Origin of the sequence: Streptomyces sp. N50, from assembly GCF_033335955.1 — a bacterium.
GTDB lineage: Bacteria > Actinomycetota > Actinomycetes > Streptomycetales > Streptomycetaceae > Streptomyces.
In genome coordinates this window covers 3,539,067-3,563,380 of sequence record NZ_CP137549.1, presented here as the reverse complement: position 1 = coordinate 3,563,380, position 24,314 = coordinate 3,539,067, and the positions used below count along the sequence as shown (strand labels likewise).

The window sequence follows — 24,314 nt, the reverse complement described above, 5'->3', positions numbered from 1 at the left end:
CGCGAGAAGACGTAAGAAGCAGCAACCCCGAAGGGGCCGTCCGCCATCCGTGGTGCGGGCGGCCCCTTCGGCGTGCTCCCACGTGTCACCTACATGGCTGCTACATGCATTTTGCCTACTCGTAACGCTCAAGCAGGACTGCGATCGGGCCTGGCCGGTGTTTACGTAGTGATGGACAATTCCGGGATCCGCGTCACGGAGGTGTGCGCCATGGCTGATGCCGCGCTGCGGCTCAAATCCCTCTTCGAACAGCTACTGGGAACCCCCATCCCGCTGCGCATCCGCGCCTGGGACGGTTCCGAGGCAGGACCGCCCGATGCGCCGACCTTGGTCGTACGCAATCGCCGTGCCCTGCGCCGACTCCTGTGGAAGCCCGGCGAACTGGGCATGGCCCGCGCCTGGGTCTCCGGCGACCTGGGCATCGAGGGCGACCTGTACGCCGCCCTCGACGCGATGTCCGAGCTGGTGTGGGAGCGCGGCGAGGACGCCCGCACCCTCGCCCAGGCCCTGCGCGACCCCGACGTGCGGTCCGCCGTACGCGGACTGGTCAAGCTCGCCGGACTCCCGCTGCCGCCCGCCCCTCCCCCCGAGGAGGTCCGCCGCAGCCGGGCCCACCTCCACACCAAACGCACCGACAAGCGCGCCATCAGCCACCACTACGACGTCGGCAACGACTTCTACGAGATCGTCCTCGGCCCCTCGATGGTCTACTCGTGCGCCTACTGGGAGTCCCCGGACGGCACGTTGGAGGACGCCCAGCGCGACAAGCTCGAACTCATCTGCCGCAAGCTGGAGTTGACGCCGGGTCAGCGACTCCTCGACGTCGGCTGCGGCTGGGGTTCGATGGCGATCCACGCGGCCCGCGAGTACGGCGTGAGCGTGGTCGGCGTGACCCTCTCCCAGGAACAGGCGGCCTACGCCCGTAAGCGCGTCGCGGGCGAGGGACTCACCGACAAGGTGGAGATCCGGGTACAGGACTACCGGGACGTCACCGACGGACCCTACGACGCCATCTCCTCCATCGGCATGGCCGAACACGTGGGCACCGAGCGGTACTTGGAGTACGCCAGGGACCTCTTCGGCTTGCTCAGACCGGGCGGGCGGCTGCTGAACCACCAGATCGCCCGCCGCCCCTGGCAGGACGAATCGGCGTACGACATCGACGAGTTCATCGACGCGTACGTCTTCCCCGACGGTGAACTCGCCCCGATCGGCACCACCGTGACCCAGCTGGAGAGTGCCGGGTTCGAGGTGCGGGACGTCGAGTCGATCCGCGAGCACTACGCGCTCACCCTGCGCCGCTGGGTCGCCAACCTGGAGGCCGAGTGGGCACGCGCGGCCAAGCTCGCCGGGGTCGGCCGGGCCCGCGTCTGGCGCCTGTACATGGCGGCCTCCGCGCTCGCCTTCGAGCGCAACCGCATCGGCGTCAACCAGGTCCTGGCCGTGCGCACCCCGGACGGCGGGAACTCCGGGATGGCGTTGCGCGCCCGCACCTGGAACTGAGCACGTTTCCCGGAGAACAGCGAGCACGGCAAGGGGCCCCGTTCCGATCCGGAACGGGGCCCCTGCCTCATGGCCGTCAACTCCTCTACTGCTACTCGGACTTGATGGCCGACAGCATGTTCAGCTTCGCCGCGCGCCGGGCCGGCCACAGTGCGGCCAGGACGCCGACCGTGCCCGCGAGGAGCAGGAAGAGCGCCATCCGGGCCCAGGGGATGACGAGTTCGTAGGTCGCCATCTTCGCGCCGATCAACTCGCCCGCCGCCCAGCCGAAGAACACGCCGAGACCGATGCCGAGCACCCCGCCGAAGAGCGAGATGACCAGGGACTCCAGGCGGACCATCCGCTTGATGCCCTTGCGGTCGAGGCCGATCGCGCGCAGCATCCCGATCTCCTGGGAGCGCTCGAAGACCGACATGGCAAGGGTGTTGATGACCCCGATGACCGCGACGATCACCGCCATGGCGAGCAGGCCGTAGACCATGTTGAGGATGAGCGTGAAGACCTGCGCGATGCTGTCGGAGAGGTCCTTCTTGTCCTGGACCTTGACCGCCGGGTTGGAGCCCAGGGCCTTCTCCAGCTTGTCCTTCGTCGAACTCGACGCCCCGTCAGCGGTCTTGACCAGGATCTGCATGTCGGCCGGGTCGGTCTGGTGCGGGGCGAGCGTCGCGTTGTCGAGCATGATGCCGCGGATCAGCGCGTTGCCCTCGTAGACCGCGGAGACGGTGAGCTGCTGCGCCTTGCCGTCCTCGTAGTGCGTGGTGAAGGTCGAACCGGCCTTCCAGCCATAGGACTTGGCCGTGTCGTCGTCCACGACCACCTGCGTGCCGGCGACCTTGAAGGTGCCGCTGTCGACCTTGAGGTCGGTGAGCTTGGTGATCGCGGAGCCGTTGACGCCGGTCAGGAACTCGGTCTTGCCGTCGATGCGCGAAGGGGCGTTGCGCAGCGGGCTGCTGGCGGTGATGCCGGACGTGGTGGTGAGGGCCTTGTCGACGTCCGGGGAGAGCGAGTTGCCGTTCGCCATCGAGACGATGTAGTCGGCGCTGATCGCGGACGAGGCCATCTTGTCGATCGCCTGCTGGAGGCTGCCCGCCATCACCGTCATGCCGGTGATGAGGGTGAGGCCGATCATCAGCGCGGAGGCCGTGGCGGCCGTACGGCGCGGGTTGCGCACCGAGTTCTGGCGGGCCAGCTTGCCGGAGATCCCGAAGATCCGCAGGACCGGCGCCGAGGCCGCGATCAGCGGGCGGGACAGCAGCGGGGTCAGGATGAACACACCGATGATGAGGAGGACGGCGCCGAATCCCATGGGCGCCTGGCCGTCCGAACCGTTCATCGACGTGGCCGCGATGACGACCGCGATGCCCGCGCCGGAGAACAGCGCGCCGAGCGTGTTGCGCAGGACGAGGGACTTGGTGGTGGCCGCCGCGTGCAGGCTGCTCATCGCGGCGACCGGCGGGATCTTCGCGGCGCGGCGGCCGGGCAGCCAGGCGGCGAGCATCGTGATGAGGATGCCGACCGCGAGGGCGCTCAGCACCGTGTTCGAGGTGATGACCAGCGGGCCGTCCGGGACGGTCGCGCCGATCGTGCCCATCAGGCCGCGCAGCCCGGCGCCGATGCCGATACCGGCGAGCAGACCGGCCACCGCGGCGACCGCGCCGACCACGAACGCCTCAAGGAGCACCGACCGCGTGACCTGCCGGCGCGAGGCGCCGACGGCGCGCAACAGGGCCAGTTCCTTGGTGCGTTGGGCGACCAGCATGGTGAAGGTGTTGGCGATGATGAAGGTGCCGACGAAGAGCGCGATGCCCGCGAAGACCAGCAGCCCCGACTTCAGCCCGCTCATCGACGAGGCGATCGCCTCGGCCTGGTCGTCGGCGAGCTTCTTCGCGGTGGTGGTCTCGGTGAGGCCCTTCGGCAGAGCGCCGTCCAGCTGCGCCTTCAGCGCGGCCTGACTGGTCCCGGCCGCGGCCTTCACGTCGATCTCGTCGTACGTCCCCGCCTTGCCGAACAGCTTCTGCGCGGTCGCGGTGTCGAAGAGGGCGAGGCTGCCGCCGGCGGCGACGTTGCCGTCGTCGGTGGTGAAGATGCCGGTGATCTTGGGGGTCAGGACCGGCCCATCGACCGACAGACGCACGGTGTCGCCGACCTTGTACCCGGCGCGCTTGGCGGTCTCGGAGTCGATGGCGACCTGGTCGCTGCCGTGCGGCGCGGCACCGGAGGTGAGGGGATACCGGGCGTCCTTGCTGCCCCAGTAGTTCCCGCCCTCGGACTGGAAGCCGCCGCCGATGAGCTTGCCCTTCTTGTCGGCGATGGCGGTGAAGCCGTTGACGACCCCGGTCGCGGACGCGGCCCCCGGCACCTTGGCGCTGGTGTCGAGCATGGCCTGGGTCAGCTCGGGCGTCTTGCCGACCGTGTCGCCCTTGTCGTCCTGGGACTTGGGCTGGACGGCCACGTCGACCTGGTCGAAGCCCTTGGCCGAGCTGTTCTGGAAGGCGTTCGAGATGGTGTTGGTGAAGACCAGGGTCCCCGACACGAACGCGACGCCGAGCATCACGGCGAGCACGGTCATGAGGAGCCGGGCCTTGTGCGCGAGTACGTTGCGCAAGGCGGTACGGAACATGGGTCTACTCAGTCCAGGTCTACGAGGGGTGAGCCGGGCGGCACAGCCGGGTGCCGGGGCGGTGAAGTCGGGCCCGGGGCAGCGGAGTCGAGCGCCGCCGGGCAGCGAGGTCAGAGGCCCTGGCGGTGAAGTCGGCTGCCGGGGCCATGAGGTGATGGAGCGTCAGGAGACCTAGCTGGTGCGGCCCTTGGCATCGAACTGCTTCATGCGGTCGAGCACCGAGTCCGCCGTCGGCTCGTAGACCTCGTCGACGATGCGGCCGTCCGCGAGGAAGACCACCCGGTCCGCGTAGGCCGCGGCCACCGGGTCGTGGGTGACCATGACCACCGTCTGGCCCAGCTCCCGTACGGAGTTGCGGAGGAAGCCCAGCACCTCGGCGCCGGAGCGCGAGTCCAGGTTTCCGGTCGGCTCGTCGCCGAAGATGATGTCGGGGCGGGAGGCCAACGCGCGTGCCACGGCGACGCGTTGCTGCTGGCCGCCGGAGAGCTGGGAGGGCCGGTGCTTCAGCCGGTCGGCGAGGCCGATCATCGTGATCACCGAGTCCAGCCACTGCTTGTCCGGCTTGCGGCCCGCGATGTCCATCGGGAGCGTGATGTTCTCCAGGGCCGTCAGCGTCGGCAGCAGGTTGAACGCCTGGAAGATGAAACCGATCTTGTCCCGGCGCAACTTCGTGAGCTGCTTGTCCTTCAGGGAGCCCAGCTCGGTGTCACCGATGCGCACGGAACCGGAGGAGAAGGTGTCCAGACCGGCGACGCAGTGCATCAGCGTGGACTTGCCGGACCCCGAGGGGCCCATGATCGCGGTGAACTCGGCCTGCCGGAAGGCGATGGAGACCCGGTCGAGGGCGACCACCTGGGTCTCGCCCTGTCCGTAGATCTTGGAAAGATCCGTGGCGCGCGCGGCCACGGAGGTGGTCCGTTCGGCGATGGGAGTGGTGGTCACGGAGGGCGCTCCTGTCGGGACGACGGTTTGGGCGACGGTATTGCTTGGATACGCCACCCATCCTCTCGGCCCCATCGCGCCGTGTAGTCAGCCGCTGTTCCGGTTCCGGGGGCAGCCTTCAGTCGGACTGCGCTCAGCGGTGTCATACCTGGGGATGAGGACCACCCCCGAGACGACCCCGGCGGAGACTCTCGGGACCACCTCTGTGAACGATCACGTCAAGAACCGGTGGAGCACCCTCGTTCGGGCGGTGAAATTCCGTCATTCCGCATACGAGGCCCCAGATCGCACGCAAGGCTGTTGGCAAGTGCTGATGGCGCATTCCGTGGTCTGATGCACCCTCAGACATCAATAAAATAAGACAACATCGGTCCGCCTGCCCGCTGTTGGGGACGCGCGTCCCGATAGGCTCGTGACCTCGATGCGGAGCCCACGGCCTGCCCGGATGGTGGAATGCAGACACGGCGAGCTTAAACCTCGCTGCCCCTTCGCGGGCGTGCCGGTTCAAGTCCGGCTCCGGGCACCATCGCAGTTACTCGGCGTGACGCACGGCGACGGTGAGTTGTCGTAGCGTCCCCTCGGCGGCCCTCGCCACCCCCTTCCCGACCGTTGACAGGTAACCCCTGCGGCCAGAGACTTGAGTCGTACCAATGAGGTGAAGAGAAATTCACCAGGCGAACATGCCTGACTGTCCCCCGCCCGAAGGGAACGTCCGATGCGTACCACCGTCGGCATCATCGGAGCCGGCCCCGCCGGGCTCCTCCTCGCCCGGCTGCTGCACAACGCCGGGATCGACTCGGTCGTGCTGGAGAGCCGGGACCGGGAGTACGTCGAGCACCGGCAGCGCGCCGGGATCCTGGAGCAGGGCACGGTCGACGTGCTGCGCGCGGCCGGCGCCGGTGAGCGCATGGACCGGGAGGGGCTGCGGCACGACGGGATCGAGCTGCGGTTCGACCGGCAGCGGCACCGGGTGGACTTCCCGGCCCTCACCGGCGGCCGTAGCGTCACGGTCTACGCGCAGACCGAGGTGTGCAAGGACCTGATCGCCCTCCAACTCGCCGACGGAGGACCGCTGTTGTTCGAGGCGGAGGCCTTGGCGGTGGAGGGCGCGGACACCGACCGCCCCCGCGTCCGCTTCCGGTACCAGGGCCGCGAGGACGTCCTCGACTGCGACTACGTCGTCGGATGCGACGGCTTCTGGGGCGTCGCCCGCAACGCCATCCCCACCGACCTCACCCGCGTCTTCGAGCGCTCGTACCCCTACGCCTGGCTCGGCATCCTCGCCGACGTAGCGCCCTCCCACGACGAGCTGGTCTACGCCCGCCACGAGCGCGGCTTCGCCCTCCTCTCGATGCGCTCCCCGTCCGTCTCCCGTCTCTACCTCCAGGTGGAGGAGGGCGCGGACGCGGAGGGCTGGAGCGACGACGACATCTGGGCCGAGCTGGAGCGCCGGTTCGAGACGGAGGACGGCTGGAAACTCGACCGCGGACCCATCACCCAGAAGTCCGTCACCCCGATGCGTTCGTACGTCCACGAGCCCATGCGGTACGGACGGCTCTTCCTCGCCGGGGACGCCGCGCACATCGTCCCGCCGACCGGAGCGAAGGGCCTGAACCTCGCCGTCGGCGACGTCGTCACCTTCGCGAGGGCGCTGACGTACAAGAAGGAGACGGGCGGCGAGGCGCGGCTCGACGACTACTCCGCCACCTGTCTGCGGCGGGTGTGGCAGGCCGAGCGGTTCTCCTACGACATGACGAGCCTCCTGCACCGCGCGCCCGACGCGACGGCCTTCGAGGGGCGGCTCCAGCTGGCCCGGCTGGAGCGGATCGCGAGCTCGCGGGCGGCCGAGACGGATCTTGCCGAGGCGTACACCGGGTTCCCGTTCGGTGAACAGGGACAGGAGCAGGGACGGGAACGGGGATAAGGGGTCTCTAAGGGGGTCGTCACGGCTTGGTACCAGTGTTCGCACGGGGTGCGATCCACCGCGTACCTTGGCAGGACGAGGGGAAGATCCTCCCCAAGAGGTAGGGTCAATCCTTTGCCTACCTATTACTCTTGAGCCCAAGGCCGCGCGAGGCGGCCATGGAGGAGTGAAATGAGGAGCAGAAACCCGGTCTTCTCGCGACGGGGGTTCAGCCGCGACAACGGCTACGCGGGCTTCAACACCGCGCCGCAGGCCGGGGGCCCCGCCGTGGGCACGCAGGGCAACCCCTACGCGGGCGGCAACCCGTACGCGCAGAACCCGTACGCCCAGCAGGACCTTCAGCAGGGCGCGCCGCCGCAGGCCCCGGCCACCACCGGCCGGATGACCATGGACGACGTGGTCCTGCGCACCGGCACCACCCTCGGCACGCTGATCGTGACGGCCGCCCTCGCCTGGGCGCTGCTCCCGGTCGACGACGCCAACATCGGCCGTTCGTACGGCATCGGTATCGGTGCCGCGCTGGTCGCGATGGTCCTGGCGTTCGTCCAGTCCTTCAAGCGCAAGCCCGTCCCGGCGCTGATCCTGTCGTACGCCGCGCTGGAAGGCGTCTTCCTCGGCGTCGTCTCCAGCGTCGTCGACAACCGCATCGCGAGCGGCGCGGCCATGCAGGCCGTGATCGGCACGATGGCGGTCTTCGCCGGCGTCCTCATCGCGTACCGCGCGGGCTGGATCCGCGTGAACCGCCGGTTCTACGGCTTCGTGATGGCGGCCGCGCTCGGCTTCGTGCTGCTGATGGTCGTGAACCTGCTGTTCGCGGTGTTCGGCGGCGGTGACGGCCTCGGCTTCCGCAGCGGCCCGCTCGGCATCTTCTTCGGCGTCGTCGGCATCATCCTCGGCGCGTGCTTCCTCGCCCTCGACTTCAAGCAGGTCGAGGACGGGATCGCCTACGGCGCGCCCAAGGAAGAGGCCTGGCTCGCGGCCTTCGGGCTCACGCTGACGCTGGTGTGGATCTACATGGAGTTCCTGCGGCTCCTGTCGATCCTGAACAGCAACAACTAGCGGCGGTACGGCGGTAGTTCCGCCCGCTTCCCGCTTGCGCGAAAGGGCCCCGGGTTCGTTCCCGGGGCCCTTCGTCATGTCCGTGTCCGTGGTGGGTCGGTCTGTGGTGCGCGCCTAGAGCAGTTTGCGCGCGGCCCTCCTCAGGTCGTACTCGTGAATGATCGCCTTGGCGTGGCCGTACGCGAGGTCGTGCTCGGCGCGGAGCCAGCTGACCTTCTCCTCGAAGCGGAAGAGGGCGGGGCCTTCGTCGACGGTGCGCAGCCAGTCGGACACTTCACGACCGGTGCAGTGGGGGATGCGGGCGAGCATGTTGCGGTGGGTCTCCTGGGAGAACACTTGGGACATCGGCGCCTCCGGACGCATGGGGTGTAAGCCGGTCCTTCAGGTCACCGTGCCTGAGCGTTCGCCCGTTGGCAACAGTCCCGGTACGGCGCGTAGTCTCGCGGCGTGGTGGATACGACGCGGTTGACTCAAGCGGTGGATCACTTCGCGGACCGGCTTCGGGCTGCGCCGCAGAGTCGTTTGCAGAGGGGTGCCGCTGCCGAGGCTCTGGGGCTGGCCAGGGAGTTCGCCCTGTGGGCGCAGCGGGTCGAGGATCCCTCGGGGGAGCCTCGGGAGATGCCGGACGCGGGGATGTTCGCCGCGGCGGATCAAATCACCGTTGCCGTGCATGACTTGGCGGTTGTGCTGGTGAGCGACGCCGAGGTCGAGCGGGCGGTGGGGTTGGTGGCGGAGGCGCAGAAGAGGGCGGCGGTCTGAGGGTCGTCGGCGGGTGCGGGTGCGTCGTGGTTGGTCGCGCAGTTCCTCGCGCCCCTGGAGACGCTGGCCGGTTGTTTTCGGCTTGCGGTCCGTTGTGGTTGGTCGCGCAGTTCCTCGCGCCCCTGGAGACTCTGGCCGGTCGTTTTCGGCTTGCGGTCCGTTGTGGTTGGTCGCGCAGTTCCCCGCGCCCCTGGAGACGCTGGCCTGCCGTGGGTTTTTGGGTGCGCGGGGTCCTGCGTGCCTAAAGACGTGCGCCCGGCGTGTTCTTTTTAGGGGCGCGGGGAACTGCGCGACCAGCCCCCACTCGCCCGCACTCGACGACGTACCTGGACGTCCCCGGAATCAAAGGGACGCTATGACCCTGTCCGCGAGGATGTAGAAGTTTTCCTCGCCGCACGCGAACGTCAACGTGTACGCGCCGGAGACTCCCGAGCCGCCCAGGAGGAACGGGGTTTCGCCCGCGTGGAGGGCCGCGGCGAGGCGTTCGGCGGTTTCGCGGTGGCCCGGGGTCATGCAGAGGGTGGTGCCGTCGGCGAAGACGTAGACGTCGAGGGTGCCGAGGGGGCCGGGGCGGACGTCGGCCAGTTCGACCGCGGACTCGGCCAGTTCCTCCAGCGTCGCCACCGTGCGTTCGTGGTCGTTCGCCACCGGTGACTGCGCCGGAACGAAGTCCGGGTGGGACGGGTGGCGGCGGCGGGCCGCGGCCAGTTCGGGGGAATCGCCGGCGAACTCGTCGGCGTCCGCGGAGAACTCGGTGACCGGCTCCAGCGGTTCGAGGCCCACGAAGTCGCTCTGGCGGGGCAGGAACAGCTCACTGTCGGGCAGACCCAGCAGGGTCGGCACCTCGGTGTCACGGGCTTCCTGCGCGGCCCAGAAGGCCCGCGCCTCGGCAAGCTCCCGCTCCCGCTCCTCGGCCAGCGCCTCGGCCACGGCGGCGCGTATCTCATCCGCGTCGGTGTGGCTGCGGGCGGCGGGCACGAGCGCCCGTACGGCGGCGGCCCGGCCCTCGGCCAGTTCGGTGTGCAGGTCCGCCACCTGTCGACGGAGCACCAAGAGGGTGCGCAGGACGGCGACGCCCACGGCGCCTGTGGCGGCCGTGGTGAGCAGCAAAGCGATCGGCATGGCGCTCACTGACGTACTCCCGGTTCAAAGTCGACCCCCGACTTCCTACATCAGCTTGAAGGGCGGACTAACCAGCTGTCAGTGCGTAACGTCACGAAACGGGCAGGACTTTGGGCCCGATGTTTGGTGGTGAAACGGTCCTGACCTGGGAAAATCCCTCTTCGAAGGGAGATAGGTCACATCCTGGGGGAGATTGGATCACAAATCGGCCCAGAACCCAGGTGGTTACTGGGTTCCGGGCCAAGAGGTGACGCAAAGTTCCCGTGCGATTACGGGGAGTTGGTCAGCTGAGGCGCTCGATGACCATCGCCATGCCCTGGCCGCCGCCGACGCACATCGTCTCCAGACCGAACTGCTTGTCGTGGAACTGGAGGGAGTTGATCAGCGTGCCGGTGATGCGGGCGCCGGTCATGCCGAAGGGGTGTCCTACGGCGATCGCGCCGCCGTTCACGTTCAGCTTCTCCAGCGGGATGTCCAGGTCGCGGTAGGACGGGATCACCTGGGCGGCGAACGCCTCGTTGATCTCGAACAGGTCGATGTCGTCGACGGTGAGACCGGCGCGGCCGAGTGCCTGCTTGGAGGCTTCCACCGGGCCGAGGCCCATGATCTCGGGGGAGAGGCCGGAGACGCCGGTGGACACGATCCGGGCGAGGGGCGTGAGGCCGAGCTCGCGGGCCTTCGTGTCGCTCATGATGACGACCGCGGCGGCGCCGTCGTTCAGCGGGCAGCAGTTGCCGGCGGTGACCAGGCCGTCGGGGCGGAACACCGGCTTCAGGCCGGAGACGCCCTCCAGGGTGACGCCGGCGCGCGGGCCGTCGTCCTTGGAGACGACCGTGCCGTCGGGCAGCGTGACCGGGGTGATCTCGCGCTCCCAGAAGCCGTTCTTGATGGCTTCCTCGGCGAGGTTCTGCGAACGGACGCCGAACTCGTCCATGTCCTGGCGGGTGACGCCCTTGATCCGGGCGAGGTTCTCCGCGGTCTGGCCCATCGCGATGTACGGGTCGGGGAGCAGGCCGTCCTCACGCGGGTCGTGCCAGGTCGAGCCCTCGGACGCGGCGGTGGCGGCGGTGCGGGCCTGCGCCTCCTCGAAGATCGGGTTCGTGGTGCCGGGGAGGCCGTCCGAGCTGCCCTTGGCGTAGCGGGAGACCATCTCGACGCCGGCCGAGATGAAGACGTCGCCCTCGCCGGCCTTGATGGCGTGCAGGGCCATGCGGCTCGTCTGGAGCGACGAGGAACAGTAGCGGGTGATCGTGCAGCCCGGCAGGTGGTCCATGCCCATCTGTACGGCGACGATCCGGCCGAGGTTGTAGCCCTGCTCGCCGCCGGGGAGGCCGCAGCCGAGCATCAGGTCCTCGATGAGCTTCGGGTCCAGCTCGGGGATCTTCGCGAGGGCGGCCTGGATGATCGTGGCGGTGAGGTCGTCGGGGCGCAGGTCCTTGAGGGAGCCCTTGACGGCGCGGCCGATGGGGGAGCGGGCGGTCGAGACGATGACGGCTTCGGGCATCACGGCTCCATTGGCGTTCGTGTGGCGTTCGTACGGCGTGAGGTGCGGGGGACTGGCACGGCTTCCTTGCGAAGTTACCCGCACGTATGGCGCAGGTCACGGGGATCGCTGTGTGACCCGTGCCGCAGTTTTCTAAGCGCTTGCTTGGGCCTTCGGCGGTTGGGCGGACGAGTGGTGCGGGTGGGCCCACTGGCCGTCCCAGGGGGCTCCGCCCCCTGGACCCCCGGGCCTGTGCCCACCCACCACCCGACTCGGTCGGCCGAGAGGCGAGCGAACCCCGGCCCGCCCGGCGGTCGGGCGGTTGAAGGGCGCGGCTCGGTCGGAGCGGGCGTCCCTGGGGGCTGCGCCCCCAGACCCCCATCGGCCTGAACGGCCTCGTCCTCAAACGCCGGACGGGCTGGAGGGTGTCGGCTCGGGCTCAGATGCCGGATGGGCTGGGAGGTGCCGCCTTGGGCTCAGGAGCCGGACGGGTTGGAGGGTGCCAGCTCGGGCTCAGATGGCGGACGGGCTGGAAGGTGTCATCCCGGGCTCAAACGCCGCACGGGTTTGGACGGTGCCGTCCGCGCTCAAACGCCGGACGGGTTGGAGGGTGCCGCCCCGTGCTCAAGCCCCGGACAGGCTGGAGGATGCCGCCTCGTCCTCAACAGCCGGACGGGTTGGACGGTACCGCCCCGCGCTCAACAGCCGGACGGGCTGGGAAGGCGCCCCCCCCCGCTCAAACCCCCGACGCGCCAGAAGGCGCCGCCTCCGGCTCCGGAACCCGGCGCCTCTTTCGCCGCTTCAGCAACGCCCACGGTCCCCGCGGCCCCGTCGGCATCGCCGCCGTGACCTCTGTCCCCGGCTCCGAAGCCGCCTCCGCGGCGGCCCGTGCCACCGGGAGGAAGCCCTCGCGGCGGGACGCGTCCGGGCGGTCCTCCTCGGCCGGCCAGAGGCCCAGCGCGGCGCACACCGTCGGGAGGACGGCCATGGCCGCCGTCGCGTAGCCCTCCGCCGAGGGGTGGAAGTTGTCCGGGCCGAACAGCTCGCGGGGGTTCGCCGCGAACTCGGGACCCAGCAGGTCGCCCAGCGACACCGTGCGCCCGCCCTGCTCGACCGTGCCGATCGTCTGGGCCGCCGCCAGCTGTCTGGACGCCCGGCGGGCCAGCCAGCGCAGCGGCTGCTGGACCTGCTCCACCGTCCCGAGGTCGGGACAGGTGCCGACGACCACCTCGGCGCCGGCCGTGCGCAGCCGTCGTACCGTCGCCGAGAGGTGACGGACCGAGCGCGTCGGGTGCATGCGGTGGGTGACGTCGTTCGCGCCGATCATGATCACGCAGACGTCGGGCACCCGGGTGGTGTCCGCGAGGGCGAGTGCCACCTGGCGGTCCAGGTCGTCGGACTGGGCGCCCGGGAGAGCCACGTTGTGCAGCTCGACCGGGCGTTCCGAGACCGCCGCGAGCCCGGACGCCAGCAGCGCGCCCGGGGTCTGGGCCGCCCGGTGGACACCCTGGCCCGCCGCCGTGGAGTCGCCGAGCATGGTCAGCCGGATCGGGGGTTCACCCGGGGTGTCGTAGACATGTCCGTACCGGCCGTCCGCGCTCGGCACATGGTTGCTGCCCGGCGCATGGCCGTTGCCCACATGGCGCTTCACGAAGCGGACCTCGGCCAGCACCAGCCCGATCGCCGCCGCGCCCACCAGTCCGACCCCGCCACCGCCGTACGCCGCACCGGCCGCGATCCGCCGGGCCACCCGCGCCCTCGACATCCTCGTCATACGCCGCCGCCACCTCCTCTAAGCCGTCATCCACTCCTTGCCCCGAACAGCACGTCGCCCAATCTCAACAGGCGGTGAACGTGGATTCCGGGCGCGCACTCGCGCGCTGTCCCAGAGGCGTCAACGTCTCCTCCGCCCTGCGGCCGCACGCACCGGACCCCGCTCACCGGCACCCGCCCGCCCCGCGGATTCCCTGCGACCCGACCCCCCGAACGGGCCTTACGCTGACAGGACCATTCACGACACTTCTTTGCGGCAACCGGAGACAACGGTGCAATTCCACGACTCGATGATCAGCCTCGTCGGCAACACCCCGCTGCTGAGGCTCAACAGCGTGACCGCGGGCATCCAGGCGACCGTGCTCGCCAAGGTGGAGTACTTCAACCCCGGCGGATCCGTGAAGGACCGCATCGCGCTGCGCATGATCGAGGCGGCCGAGAAGAGCGGGGAGCTTCAGCCCGGCGGCACCATCGTCGAGCCGACCAGCGGCAACACCGGCGTCGGCCTCGCCATCGTCGCCCAGCAGAAGGGGTACCACTGCATCTTCGTGTGCCCCGACAAGGTGTCCACCGACAAGATCAACGTGCTGCGCGCGTACGGCGCCGAAGTGGTCGTCTGCCCGACCGCCGTGGACCCCGAGCACCCGGACTCGTACTACAACGTCTCCGACCGCCTCGTCCGCGAGACCCCGGGCGCCTGGAAGCCCGACCAGTACTCCAACCCGAACAACCCCCTCTCCCACTACCACTCGACCGGCCCCGAGCTCTGGGAGCAGACCGAGGGGAAGATCACCCACTTCGTCGCGGGTGTGGGCACCGGCGGCACCATCTCCGGCACCGGGCGCTACCTCAAGGACGCCAGTGACGGGGCTGTTCAGGTCATCGGCGCCGACCCCGAGGGGTCCGTCTACTCCGGCGGGTCCGGGCGGCCGTATCTCGTCGAGGGCGTCGGTGAGGACTTCTGGCCGACCGCCTACGACCGGACCGTCGCGGACGAGATCGTCCCCGTGTCCGACAAGGACTCCTTCCAGATGACCCGCCGGCTGGCCAAGGAGGAGGGGCTGCTCGTCGGTGGCTCCTGTGGCATGGCTGTCGTGGCTGCTCTGCGGGTGGCTGAGCGGCTCGGACCGGACGATGTCGTCGTGGTCCTCCTGCCCGACAGCGGGCGCGGGTACCTCTCGAAGATCTTCAACGACGAGTGGATGGCCGACTACGGCTTCCTGGAGGACGAGGGTCCCAGCGCCCGTGTCGCCGACGTCCTCAACGACAAGGTGCACGGCGCCATCCCGTCCCTCGTGCACATGCACCCGGAGGAGTCGGTCGGCGAGGCCATCGAGGTGCTGCGCGAGTACGGCGTCTCGCAGATGCCGATCGTGAAGCCGGGCGCCGGTCACCCGGACGTCATGGCGGCGGAGGTCGTCGGCTCGGTCGTCGAACGGGAGCTGCTGGACGCCCTGTTCACCCAGCGCGCCTCGCTGACCGACCCGCTGGAGAAGCACATGTCGGCCCCGCTGCCGCAGGTCGGCTCCGGTGAGCCGGTGGGCGACCTGATGACCGTGCTCGGCGGCGCCGACGCGGCGATCGTCCTCGTCGAGGGCAAGCCGACCGGTGTCATCAGCCGGCAGGACCTGCTGTCCTTCCTCGCCAAGGGCGGGAAGCAGTAGCAAACGTCCGGTGAACGGGCCGTGTCGACGGCGACTTTGCGGTTGCCCACCGAAACGGTGGACTTCGCGGAAGTGGTACGAGGGCGTCACGTCCACGCAGCACACGCTTAACAAGCGTCGGGCAGATTAGTGGGTGTCGGCAGGGCGGGAGCGGCTCCCCGCCTCGCCGACACAAAAACGGCGTCACGGACCTCCGGAGCGGCTCCCGGACCTCCACCGACGCCTAGGACGCGCACGCCCGGCCCTGACCCGGCACGCGTCCCTCGCGGGGACCGCCGTCGTCCCGCCCTCCCGGCAACGGGGGGTGCGGCGGTCCCCGCGCATAGCTTTTTCCACGGCCCCTACTTTCCTACGGCCTCGTACTTTTCTACGGCCCGGTAGGCCCCGTAGTGGCCCAACTCCCCAGCAGCGCAAGGCGCTCCGCCGTCTCCGAACCCGGTTCCGGCGTGTAGACCACGATCGTCTGCGCCAACTCCCCCGGTACCGCCAGTGTTTCGTACGGCAGGGTCAGCAGGCCCGCGACCGGGTGCCGGACGCGCTTCACGCCGTAGGCGCACTCCTTGACCTCGTGGTCGGCCCACAGGCGGCGGAAGTCCTCGCTCCGGAGGGAGAGTTCGCCGACGAGGGTGCTCAGTTCCGGGTCGTCGCCGTCGCGGCCGGAGGTCACCCGCAGGTTGGCGACGGCCTGCTCGGCGACGGCGGTCCAGTCGGGGTAGAGGTCGCGCGAGGCCGGGTCGAGGAAGACGTGGCGCGGGATGTTGCGGACGGCCGGGGGCATGCGGCTGAAGCCGCTCAGCGCGTCGGCGAGCGTGTTCCACGCCAGCACGTCCATCCGCGGGCCCAGCACGAACGCCGGCATGCGGTCCATGCCGTCCAGCAGGACCTGAACGCCGGGGCGGACGCGGGGAGTTGGCGTCCGGACCTGCTTCGCGCGGTGCGGGCGGGCCACCGTACGCAGGTAGGCGTGTTCCGTGTCGTCCATGCGCAGGACGCGGGCGATCGCGTCGAGCACCGCGTCGGACACGCTGGGCCCGCGGCCCTGTTCGAGCCGGATGTAGTAGTCGACGCTCACCCCGGCCAGTTGCGCCACCTCCTCGCGGCGCAGCCCGGGCACGCGGCGGCGGCCGTGCGAGGCCAGCCCCACCTCCTCGGGCTGGATACGAGCACGGCGTGAGCGCAGGAAGTCTCCGATGTCCCCGTCCATGGGTTCGATGCTAGTGCCGTGTCCGGAGGGGAGGGGGCGGGTCAGGCCGGTGTGGCCGGGTCCGGAGCGTGCAGGGTGGCGAGGGCCTGGGCCACCGCGGTGGTGACCTTCAGGTCCTGCACGGTCCGGTTCCCGGTGACGGCGCGCGGGTTCAGCACGGGGGTCGGGGCTGCGGTGGTGCGGGCGCCGGTGGCGCGGAGGATCGTCTCCAGGTGGGCTTCCGCGCCGTGGGAGTGGTAGCCGATGACCAGGCCGGTGGCGGGCTTTCCGGCGAGGGGGGAGTCGTCGCGGGGGCGGGAGAGCCAGTCCAGGGCGTTCTTCAGGGCCGCCGAGATGCTGGCGTTGTTGACCGGGCTCAGGACCAGCAGGCTGGCGGCGGAACTGACCTGGGCACGCAGGGCGGCCACCGCGGGCGGGGCGGGTTCGGTGTCCAAGTCCTCGTTGAACAGGGGCAGTTGGTCCAGGACGGCGGCCAGGACCACCTCGTGCCCGGGATGGTCCTGGGCCACGGCCGCGTGGGCGACCTGGGTGGTGACGGCACCTTCGCGCAGGCTTCCGGACAGGACCAGCGTGCGGTGACGGGTGGCGGGTGACTGTGGCATGGCGGTGAACTCCAGGAGGGGAGGGGGGAGTTGGAGCGGATCAGTTGGCGGGGGCGGCGATGGCGTCCAGGGTGCGCAGCGTCTGCGCGGACAGGCCGATCCCGGCGGCGGTGATGTTCTCGGCGAGGTGGGCGCGGGTGGAGGTGCCGGGGATCAGCAGCATCGTGGGGGAGCGGTGCAGCAGCCAGGCCAGGGCGATCTGCCGTGCTGTGGCGCCGAGTTGGGCCGCGACCTGTTCCAACGCCTGGGCCTGTAGCGGGCGGAACCCGCCCAGCGGCCAGAACGGCACGAACGCGATGCCCTGTTCGGCGCACCGGTCCACCAGGGCGTCGTCCTGGCGGTAGGCGATGTTGTAGTGGTTCTGCACCGCGACCACCGGTGCGATCCGCCGCGCGGCCTCGACCTGTTCGGCGCTGACGTTGCTGACGCCGAGGTCGCGGATCAGGCCCTGGTCGCGCAGCTCGGCCAGGACCGTGAACGGCTCGACGATGTCGTCCGCCGCCAGGGTGTCCGTCATCCGCAGGTTCACCAGGTCCAGCGCCTCCAGACCCAGGTGGTCCAGGTTGTCGTGGACGGCCTGGACCAGCTCCGGGCGCGACAGCGCCGGGGGCCACCCCCGCTCGGCCGTGCGGCGCGCGCCGACCTTGGTGGCGATGTGCAGGCCCTCGGGGTACGGGTGGAGGGCCTCGCGGACCAGTCCGTTCACCAGATGCGGGCCGTAGTAGTCGCTGGTGTCGAGGTGCGTGATGCCCGCCTCCACCGCGGCGCGCAGGACGGCCAGTGCCTCGTCGCGGTCGCGGGGTGGGCCGTAGGCCATGGGGCCTGCGAGCTGGAGGGTGCCGTAGCCGACGCGGGTCACGGTCAGGGTGTCGGACAGGCGCAGGGTGCCGCCGGGAAGTACGTCGCTCATCGCGAGCTCCTTGCTGAGAACACACTCGGGGTGGGTCTCAACACTCCCGCCGCGATGACGGAACCGACAGCCGATCACGGCAGGAGCTTGCCGAACTTCCATGGGGGTCGAGCAGAGCGGGCTGTACTTCCGTCAGGGTGAGGTCTGGCCGGCGTATCGTGCGCCGCCTCGATGACGGTCAGGCCGGGATCAGGCGGCCGGCGTGGAGCCGGGTGCCCGCCTGTTTGAGGCGGTTCAGGACCGGGACTACGTCGACCTGGTGGACCGCGTCGAGGGCGCCGACCTTGGTGGTGACGTAGGAGTAGAGGTCGTCCATCGTGCGGCAGGTGACCGTCACCAGGAGGTTGGCGGACCCGGTGACGGCCGCGGCGAAGGTGGTCTCGGGGTGGGCGGAGAGGGCCTCGCCGGTGGCGTTCAGCCGGCCGGGGGCGACGGTGAGCCAGAGGTAGGCGGGGGCGTGGAAGCCGAAGCGGGGGTAGGCCAGGTCCACGGCGACGCGCAGTGCCCCGGCCGCGAGCAGTTCCTCCAGGCGCGCGGAGACCCGGGACTTCGACCAGCCGCAGGCGCGGGCGAGTTCGACGACTCCGGCGCGTCCGTCACGGGCGAGTTCGGCCAGCAGTGGGCCGTCCTGCTCGCGCGGTGCTCCGTCCCTGTCGGTGGTGGCGGGCTGCCGTGGGTCGGAGGCGTGCAGCAGCGCCGCCTGGCCGTCGGTGAGCGGGTCGTCGAAAGCGAGCCACTTGGAGCCGCTGCCCAGGTACATGTGCATGACCGCACACGCGTCGAAGCCCAGGACCCTGGCGGTGCGCGGCAGGCGTTGCAGCACCGAGCCGCCCTGGTCGCGCAGGCCGGTGCGGGCCTGGCACACGATCTCGGAGCCGCCGGAGGTGACGCTGACGTAGGCGGTGTCCTCGCGGGCGGCCAACGCGTCCGCGAGGGCGTCGGTGGCGTCGGGGCGGCACCGGACCCGGACGAACCAGGTCTGGTCGCCGGGCAGTGCGTGTCCGGGCAGGGCGCGCACGCGGACGGCACCGTCGGCGACCAGGGCGCGGTAGCGGCGGGCCACGGTCTGCTCGGAGACCTCGGCCACCTCGGCGATACGCCGGAAGGACGCCCGCCCGTCACGCAGCAGGCACTGAACGATCCGCCGGTCCGTGCGATCCATGACGGAAGTGTAGGGGTCTGTTGTCGACCGTCATGGAACTTCGGACGCCGTGCGAAGGTTTGGCTGGGGGTGTCGGGCGTGCGCGTCAGGGTGCGCGAGGCGGCCGTGCACCCGCTGGACGTGGTGGCCAGGGCGGGACGCCCGGGGCCGATGGTGCCGCCGGGGCCGACGTACGTACTCGGCGTCGACGCCGCCGGAAGCCGACAGGTTCGCGGATTCCTGAGGGCCCAGGGCAGTCCGCCCCCCAGCGTGATCCAGTGCATGGCGAGCCCGCCGGAGCGGCCCGGGCGGACATCGGGCGGCGTGCACTTTCACGTGCTTGAAGCGGCGGTCGTCCCAATCCCCGAGACCACCGGCACCTCACGCACCCGGTCCGAGCGCGGTGCGGTCTTCGACCCGCTGCTTGAGGCCGGTGTTGAAGGCGGCGTACCCGTCTTTTTTGGGTGTTCTGAGGAAGGGCCGGATCAGGGTGACGAGGGCTCCGGAGAATTCCTCGTGGTTGGTCAGGCGGGTGGTGCCGTCGTGGTTGGGGGACAGGACGAAGGAGTGCCGGCCGTGGAAGAGCTGCTTGATGCCGAGCGTGCCGGCCCACCGCAGTTCCTGGCCGGGTGTCGCGACGGTGACCGTGGGCCTGAAGGTCATGCCCGGCATGCGCATCGTGAGCCGGCTTCCCACTTCAGCGGTTCCCTCGGCCGTGGAGAAGGTGCTCCACTCGCCGTAGGCGGCGAAGTCGGTGAGGACGTCCCACACCGCTTGCGGGGTGGCGTCGATGTCGATGACGGCGGTGAGGACCGGCTTCATGGTGGTGTCCACTTCTGGCTGGTGCGGAAGGGGGAGGGGAGGGGCGGGGGTTCGGCGGGCGGGTGGTCCACCGGTGGCCGGTGGGCCGGGGGCCGGCGTGGAGCGCGGTCCGCGGCGGGTCGGAGCGTCACGCCGGCGCGGTCCTGTGGGAGGGGGCGCTGTGGGTGCCGGCGGCCGTGGTCTGGCGCAGGCCGTGGTCGATGAAGTCGATCATCCAGGTGAAGCTGTCGTCGACGTCGGTGGCGAACCGGAACCCGCCGGCCGCTTCGAGGGACGCGTAGCCGTGCAGGACGGTGCGCAGCATCCGCAGTGCGTGGATCTGCTGGTCGGGGTCGATCCGGTAGCCGTGCAGCATGGCCGCCCAGGAGTCGACCACCCGGTTGAGGGCGTCGATGAGGGGGTCGCCGGGTCCGGTCGGGACGGCGGCGTTGGCCGCGGCGTATCGGCCGTGGTGGTCCTTGACGAACGTCCGCATCGCCTGTGCGCCGCGGACCAGGGCTTCGGTGCCGGACCGGCCCTGGATGGCGTCGCGGATGGCGTCGGCGCACTGGTTCATGGCCAGGATGGCGATCCGGTGGGCGAGGTCGGTCTGGCCGCTGACGTGCTTGTACAGCGAGGGGGTCTTGACCCCGAGCCGTTCGGCGACCAGGCCCATGCCGAGCTGGTCGAACCCGACCTCGTCGACCAGGGTGGCGGCTGCTTCGGTGACCGTCGCGGCGGTGAGTCCTGCCCTAGGCACGGCCGGCCGCCTTGGCCAGGAACGGCAGGGCCAGCGCGAGGACCTGGTCGGGGGTCTGGGCGTGCGGGTAGTGGCCCGCGCCGTCGATCACGGCGAGCTCGCCGAGGCCGGCGGGCAGGTCGGCGAGGATCTTCGATCCTTCGGCGCGGGGGTCGGCCCAGTCGGGGTCCAGGCTGCCTTCGACGACCAGGACCGGGCAGGTGACGTGGGCGAGCTGGGCGCCGGCGTCGGCGGGCTTGGACTTGCACATGTCCTGCAGGGCCTTCATCCGGCCGGGCTCGCTCAGCGTGGCCTCGATGCGGGCCAGTTCGCTGTCCCAGTCGGCGGGCTTGGCCGGGTAGGCCACGTCGAGGTACTTCTTCCAGTCCGCCAGGCGTCCCAGGGCGATGACCTGCGCCATCCGGGTGTATCCGGTCCGGAAGCGCTTGACCCGGATCAGCCCGCCCAGGTCGAGCGGCTGTGCACGGGTGAACGGAGCCAGCTCGATCACTGCGCTGATCACGTCGGGCGCGGTGGCGGCGGCGATGGTCGCGGCGCCGCCGCTGATCGACTGCCCGATGATCACGGCCGGGCCGCCGAGGTGACGTATGACGGCGACCAGATCGCCGGCGATGTCGGTGCGGCTGTAACCGTCCCAGCCGAGGCTGGACTCACCGCACCCGCGGATGTCGACGTTCGCGACCCGGTATCCGGCGGCCACCAGGCCGGGCACGAGGAAGCGGTAGGAGTGCCGGCTGTCGCCGATACCGTGCGCCAGCACGACCAGGGGACCTTCCCCGGTCACGTCGAAGGCGATGGTGTTCGTGCCGATTCTCAGGTGCTCGGTCATGCCGTCCTCCAACAAAATGGCTAACGTGATTAGCCATAGACTAGTCACATTAGCCGTGAGGGTCAACGCCACACCCAGCCGCACTCGATCGGGGCCGAGCCCGGAGCAATGGGCTGCCGCACAGGACGTCGATGGTGGGCGAGCAGGACACGCAGGGTGCGGATGTTCCCGCTCAGGCGGCGGCGTCGTCCTGGTCGCCGACGGGGCGGAAGCCGCTGAGTGAACCCGGGGCCGCCGCTTCTCCAGCCTGGTACTGCCAGACCCAGGAAAAACGCATCCCTGGGTAGCCCTCGCGTGCCGGACCACTGTGGTGGGTGCCGCCGGGGAACCGCCCCGGTGGCACCCACCACAGGAGCACCTCATGTCGTACGAGAATCTGGCCGGACGTACCGCCGTCGTCACCGGGGCCGCCAGCGGGATCGGGCAGGCGATCGCCGTTCAACTGGCCGCGAACGGGGCCCGGGTGGCGCTGCTGGCCCGGCGCGGGGAGCGGCTGGACGCGCTCGCCGGGAAGATCCGGGCCGACGGGGGACAGGCCCTCGAGGTCGTCGCCGATGTCACCGACGACGCGTCCGTGGAGCGTGCCGCGGCGAGCGTGCACGAGGCCTACGGGACCGTCGACCTGGTCGTCAACGCCGCCGGTGTCATGCTGCCGAACCCCGTCGACGACGGGCGGATCGACGAGTGGCGGCGGATGCTCGACACCAACGTCACCGGAGTGCTGCGGGTGATCCGCGCCTTCACCGGGGACCTGGTGACGGCGGCCGGAGAGGGCCGTAGCGCCGACCTGGTGAACATCTCGTCCATCGGCGCGCACGTCACGTTCCCCGCCTACGCCGTCTACGGCGCCACCAAGGCCGCCGTCACCTACATCTCCCAGTCGCTGCGCTCCGAGTTCGGGCCGCGTGACGTGCGGGTCACCAACATCGAGCCGGGGCTGACCGACACCGAGCTGGGGACCCATCTCGGCAGTGCGGAGATGTCCCGCCAACTGGACGAACTGTTCGGGGCGTTGGGCGGACTGGCACCCGAGGAGGTCGCCGACGTGGTCGCCTACGCGGCGAGCCGTGCCCGGCACGTCAATCTGCGGCAGATCGTGGTGCTGCCGACCCGCCAGGCGTGACCGGGGAGGTCAGTCCTCCCACTCGCTGTCCTGGGAGGACTTGTGGCGCAGGCCGCCGAAGAGCCCGGGGGTGGTGCGGGCCGCCTGGACGGCGTTGACGCCGACGATGCCGGCCCAGGCCACCAGCAGGCCGGGGAGGTGGGCGATGCCGCCGCCGATCGCGGACAGCGGGATCGCCAGGACCATCGAGACGATGCCGAAGCCGAAGCGTTCGCCCCAGGAGTCGGTGGGCTTCGGCCCGCGCGACGAGCCGCGGGCGACCACCATCTGCTGCTCGGCCAGCTGCCGGCGCACCCGGCGCTCCACCGCGCCGTCGATCCGCTGGTCGACCTTCTCCAGGAAGGAGTCGACCAGCGCCGACTCGTACTCGTCGCCGAGTTCCCTGCGCGCCTGCAGGGTGGCGTTGAGTTCCTTCTTGAGTTCGACGTCGTTCGCGTCCATTCCCGTCATGCGACTCAGATTAGGGAGCCGCCGCGCCCGCCGCACTGGGGATAGCCCCCCTGTTCGCAGTCGGGTTCACCGGGAGCACCCCCAGCGACTCCAGCACCCGGCGATGACCGTGCTCGACACCCGTGATGCTGACCTCGATACCTCGGTCTCGCAGGTCACCCACCGCGTCCTTCAGCGCCAGCGCACCCGTCGCGTCGACCGCCGTCAGCCCCGACAGCCGCAGGTCCACGGCCGTCACGTCCTGGACGTCCGCGAGGCTGCGGCGGAAGCGGTGGGCGGCGGCGAAGAGGAGGGGGCCGTCGAAGCGGTACGTCACCGTGCCTACGGCGTCCGGGAGTTCGGCCGGGGTCAGGCTCGTGCCACGCGTCGCCGCGCGCAGGGCGAGCAGGACCGAGACGCCGAGGCCGATGAGGACCGCGCGCACCAGGTCGAGGGCGAGGGTGCCGGCCGCGGTGAGGACCAGGACCAGGGCGTCGCCGTGGGTGGAGCGGGCCATCGCGCGGACCGCGTCCGTCTCCACCATGCGGACCGCCGTCGCGAGCAGCACTCCGGCCAGCGCGGCCAGCGGGATACGGCCCACCAACTGCGCCGCGACCGCGACGATCCCGGCGAGGATCACGGCGTGCGCGAGGGCGGCCAGGCGGGAGGTGGCGCCGGTGCGGACGTTGACGGCGGTGCGGGCGATGGCACCCGTCGCCGGGACACCGCCGAAGAGCGGGGCCGCGAGGTTGGCGATGCCCTGGCCGAAGAGTTCCTTGCCGGGGTCGTGGCGCTCGCCGGGGCGCATCGCGTCCGCGACGGAGGCGGACAGGAGGGATTCCAGGGCGGCCAGCGCCGCTACGGCCGCCGCGGGAAGGAGGAGGGACGGGACCCGGGACACGTCCAGGAAGGCGAGGGACGGGGCCGGGATCGAGGCTGGGAGCGCGCCCAGGCGGGTCACGTGCAGGTGCAGGGCCTCGGACACGACCGTCGCCACCGCAACTGCCCCCAGGGAGAAGGGAACCGTCGGCTTCCAGCGCGCCCCGGCCAGCATCAGCGCGGCCGAGCCCAGGGCCAGCAGCAGTGCGGCCCAGTGCGGGGTCGCGTCGAACTCCTCCGCCGCCCGGGCCGCGACCACCGCGACCTGGTCACCGCTCGGGGTGGGCACGCCCAGCGCCGACGGCACCTGCTGGAGCCCGATCACGCACGCGATGCCGATGGTGAAACCGGCGATCACGGGCGCGGGGACGTAGGCCATCGCCGCTCCCGCGCGGGCGAAGGCGAGCACCAGGAGCATGAAGCCGGAGATCAGACCGACCGTCAGGACGCCGTTCGCGCCGTACTCGTGGACGATCGGGACGAGGACCACGGTCATCGCGCCGGTCGGTCCGCTGACCTGGCGCGCGGAGCCGCCGAACAGCGCGGCGAGCGAGCCCGCGACGATCGCGGTGATCAGGCCGGAGGCGGCGCCGAGTCCGGACGTCACCCCGAAACCGAGGGCGAGCGGGAGCGCCACGACGGCGACCGTGAGGCCGCACAGGAGGTCGCGGCGCGGGGCGCGGGTCATGGTGCGGAAGTCGGCGGGGGAGGGCAGGACGGAGAGCACGCCGTTCATGGTCATGAGCTTCTTCGCGTCAGGAGCGTGGGGGAGCGAGGGAGAGATGCG

At 70.6% G+C, this 24,314-nt stretch carries 21 protein-coding genes and 1 tRNA gene; 7 read left to right on the top strand and 15 right to left on the bottom strand.

Annotated elements, in window-relative coordinates; genetic code table 11:
* Positions 1-210: 210 nt before the first annotated feature.
* Positions 211-1,503, top strand: coding sequence for a class I SAM-dependent methyltransferase (locus R2B38_RS15560; protein ID WP_318016763.1), 1,293 nt, complete (start codon positions 211-213; stop codon positions 1,501-1,503).
* 91 nt (positions 1,504-1,594) lie between these two features.
* On the opposite strand, the gene R2B38_RS15555 is transcribed toward R2B38_RS15560, so the two are convergent.
* Together R2B38_RS15555 and R2B38_RS15550 are read right to left on the bottom strand one after the other, a co-directional pair.
* Positions 1,595-4,123 (bottom strand): ABC transporter permease, encoded by a 2,529-nt coding sequence (locus R2B38_RS15555; RefSeq protein WP_318016762.1) that lies wholly within the window; start codon positions 4,121-4,123, stop codon positions 1,595-1,597.
* A 171-nt stretch (positions 4,124-4,294) separates the two neighbouring features.
* The gene (locus R2B38_RS15550; protein WP_318016761.1) at positions 4,295-5,065 is read right to left on the bottom strand and encodes an ABC transporter ATP-binding protein; all 771 of its coding nucleotides are present in this window, start codon (positions 5,063-5,065) and stop codon (positions 4,295-4,297) included.
* Between the two features lie 439 nt (positions 5,066-5,504).
* On the opposite strand from R2B38_RS15550, the gene R2B38_RS15545 reads away from it, so the two are divergent.
* The 3 genes from R2B38_RS15545 to R2B38_RS15535 all read left to right on the top strand — a co-directional run bounded on the left by R2B38_RS15545 (position 5,505) and on the right by R2B38_RS15535 (position 8,048).
* Positions 5,505-5,591 (top strand) — tRNA-Leu (locus R2B38_RS15545).
* 189 nt (positions 5,592-5,780) lie between these two features.
* Positions 5,781-6,989 (top strand): 4-hydroxybenzoate 3-monooxygenase, encoded by a 1,209-nt coding sequence (locus R2B38_RS15540; protein WP_318016760.1) that lies wholly within the window; start codon positions 5,781-5,783, stop codon positions 6,987-6,989.
* Between the two features lie 171 nt (positions 6,990-7,160).
* Positions 7,161-8,048, top strand: a complete 888-nt coding sequence (locus tag R2B38_RS15535; RefSeq protein WP_318016759.1) for a Bax inhibitor-1/YccA family protein — start codon at positions 7,161-7,163, stop codon at positions 8,046-8,048.
* Between the two features lie 114 nt (positions 8,049-8,162).
* Here the strand turns inward: R2B38_RS15535 and R2B38_RS15530 are convergent, their stop codons facing one another.
* Entirely contained in the window at positions 8,163-8,393 is a 231-nt protein-coding gene (locus R2B38_RS15530) for a DUF4287 domain-containing protein (RefSeq protein ID WP_026151524.1), read from the bottom strand.
* A 102-nt stretch (positions 8,394-8,495) separates the two neighbouring features.
* Here R2B38_RS15530 and R2B38_RS15525 point away from each other — a divergent pair, with 102 nt between their 5' ends.
* Positions 8,496-8,807, top strand: a complete 312-nt coding sequence (locus tag R2B38_RS15525; protein WP_318016758.1) for a hypothetical protein — start codon at positions 8,496-8,498, stop codon at positions 8,805-8,807.
* A gap of 342 nt (positions 8,808-9,149) precedes the next feature.
* Here the strand turns inward: R2B38_RS15525 and R2B38_RS15520 are convergent, their stop codons facing one another.
* From R2B38_RS15520 to R2B38_RS15510, 3 genes are all read right to left on the bottom strand, one after another.
* Positions 9,150-9,938, bottom strand: a complete 789-nt coding sequence (locus R2B38_RS15520; RefSeq protein ID WP_318016757.1) for a hypothetical protein — start codon at positions 9,936-9,938, stop codon at positions 9,150-9,152.
* A gap of 274 nt (positions 9,939-10,212) precedes the next feature.
* Positions 10,213-11,433, bottom strand: a complete 1,221-nt coding sequence (locus tag R2B38_RS15515) for an acetyl-CoA C-acetyltransferase (protein WP_318016756.1) — start codon at positions 11,431-11,433, stop codon at positions 10,213-10,215.
* A gap of 715 nt (positions 11,434-12,148) precedes the next feature.
* The gene (locus R2B38_RS15510; protein ID WP_318016755.1) at positions 12,149-13,186 is read right to left on the bottom strand and encodes an SGNH/GDSL hydrolase family protein; all 1,038 of its coding nucleotides are present in this window, start codon (positions 13,184-13,186) and stop codon (positions 12,149-12,151) included.
* Between the two features lie 271 nt (positions 13,187-13,457).
* On the opposite strand from R2B38_RS15510, the gene R2B38_RS15505 reads away from it, so the two are divergent.
* Entirely contained in the window at positions 13,458-14,849 is a 1,392-nt protein-coding gene (locus tag R2B38_RS15505; RefSeq protein ID WP_033284353.1) for a cystathionine beta-synthase, read from the top strand.
* 367 nt (positions 14,850-15,216) lie between these two features.
* On the opposite strand, the gene R2B38_RS15500 is transcribed toward R2B38_RS15505, so the two are convergent.
* From R2B38_RS15500 to R2B38_RS15470, 7 genes are all read right to left on the bottom strand, one after another.
* Complete coding sequence (locus tag R2B38_RS15500; RefSeq protein ID WP_318016754.1) at positions 15,217-16,053, bottom strand: helix-turn-helix transcriptional regulator; 837 nt, start codon at positions 16,051-16,053, stop codon at positions 15,217-15,219.
* Positions 16,054-16,094: 41 nt separating this feature from the next.
* Positions 16,095-16,655, bottom strand: coding sequence for an NADPH-dependent FMN reductase (locus R2B38_RS15495; RefSeq protein WP_318016753.1), 561 nt, complete (start codon positions 16,653-16,655; stop codon positions 16,095-16,097).
* 40 nt (positions 16,656-16,695) lie between these two features.
* Positions 16,696-17,565, bottom strand: a complete 870-nt coding sequence (locus R2B38_RS15490; RefSeq protein ID WP_318016752.1) for an oxidoreductase — start codon at positions 17,563-17,565, stop codon at positions 16,696-16,698.
* Positions 17,566-17,743: 178 nt separating this feature from the next.
* Positions 17,744-18,727, bottom strand: a complete 984-nt coding sequence (locus tag R2B38_RS15485) for an Lrp/AsnC family transcriptional regulator (protein WP_318016751.1) — start codon at positions 18,725-18,727, stop codon at positions 17,744-17,746.
* A 360-nt stretch (positions 18,728-19,087) separates the two neighbouring features.
* A complete protein-coding gene (locus tag R2B38_RS15480; protein WP_318016750.1) occupies positions 19,088-19,540 on the bottom strand; it encodes an SRPBCC domain-containing protein in 453 nt (150 codons plus the stop codon).
* Positions 19,541-19,655: 115 nt separating this feature from the next.
* Positions 19,656-20,267 (bottom strand): TetR/AcrR family transcriptional regulator, encoded by a 612-nt coding sequence (locus R2B38_RS15475; RefSeq protein ID WP_318016749.1) that lies wholly within the window; start codon positions 20,265-20,267, stop codon positions 19,656-19,658.
* Entirely contained in the window at positions 20,260-21,096 is an 837-nt protein-coding gene (locus R2B38_RS15470) for an alpha/beta hydrolase (RefSeq protein WP_318016748.1), read from the bottom strand. The genes R2B38_RS15475 and R2B38_RS15470 overlap by 8 nt, the downstream gene beginning before the upstream one ends.
* Positions 21,097-21,457: 361 nt before the next feature.
* Between R2B38_RS15470 and R2B38_RS15465 the strand changes: the two genes are divergently transcribed.
* A complete protein-coding gene (locus R2B38_RS15465) occupies positions 21,458-22,219 on the top strand; it encodes an SDR family oxidoreductase (protein ID WP_318016747.1) in 762 nt (253 codons plus the stop codon).
* Positions 22,220-22,228: 9 nt separating this feature from the next.
* On the opposite strand, the gene R2B38_RS15460 is transcribed toward R2B38_RS15465, so the two are convergent.
* Positions 22,229-22,660: a hypothetical protein gene (locus tag R2B38_RS15460; protein ID WP_318021690.1), complete on the bottom strand. Its 432-nt coding sequence runs from the start codon at positions 22,658-22,660 to the stop codon at positions 22,229-22,231.
* Between the two features lie 19 nt (positions 22,661-22,679).
* A complete protein-coding gene (locus R2B38_RS15455; protein WP_318016746.1) occupies positions 22,680-24,269 on the bottom strand; it encodes a SulP family inorganic anion transporter in 1,590 nt (529 codons plus the stop codon).
* Positions 24,270-24,314 lie beyond the last annotated feature (45 nt).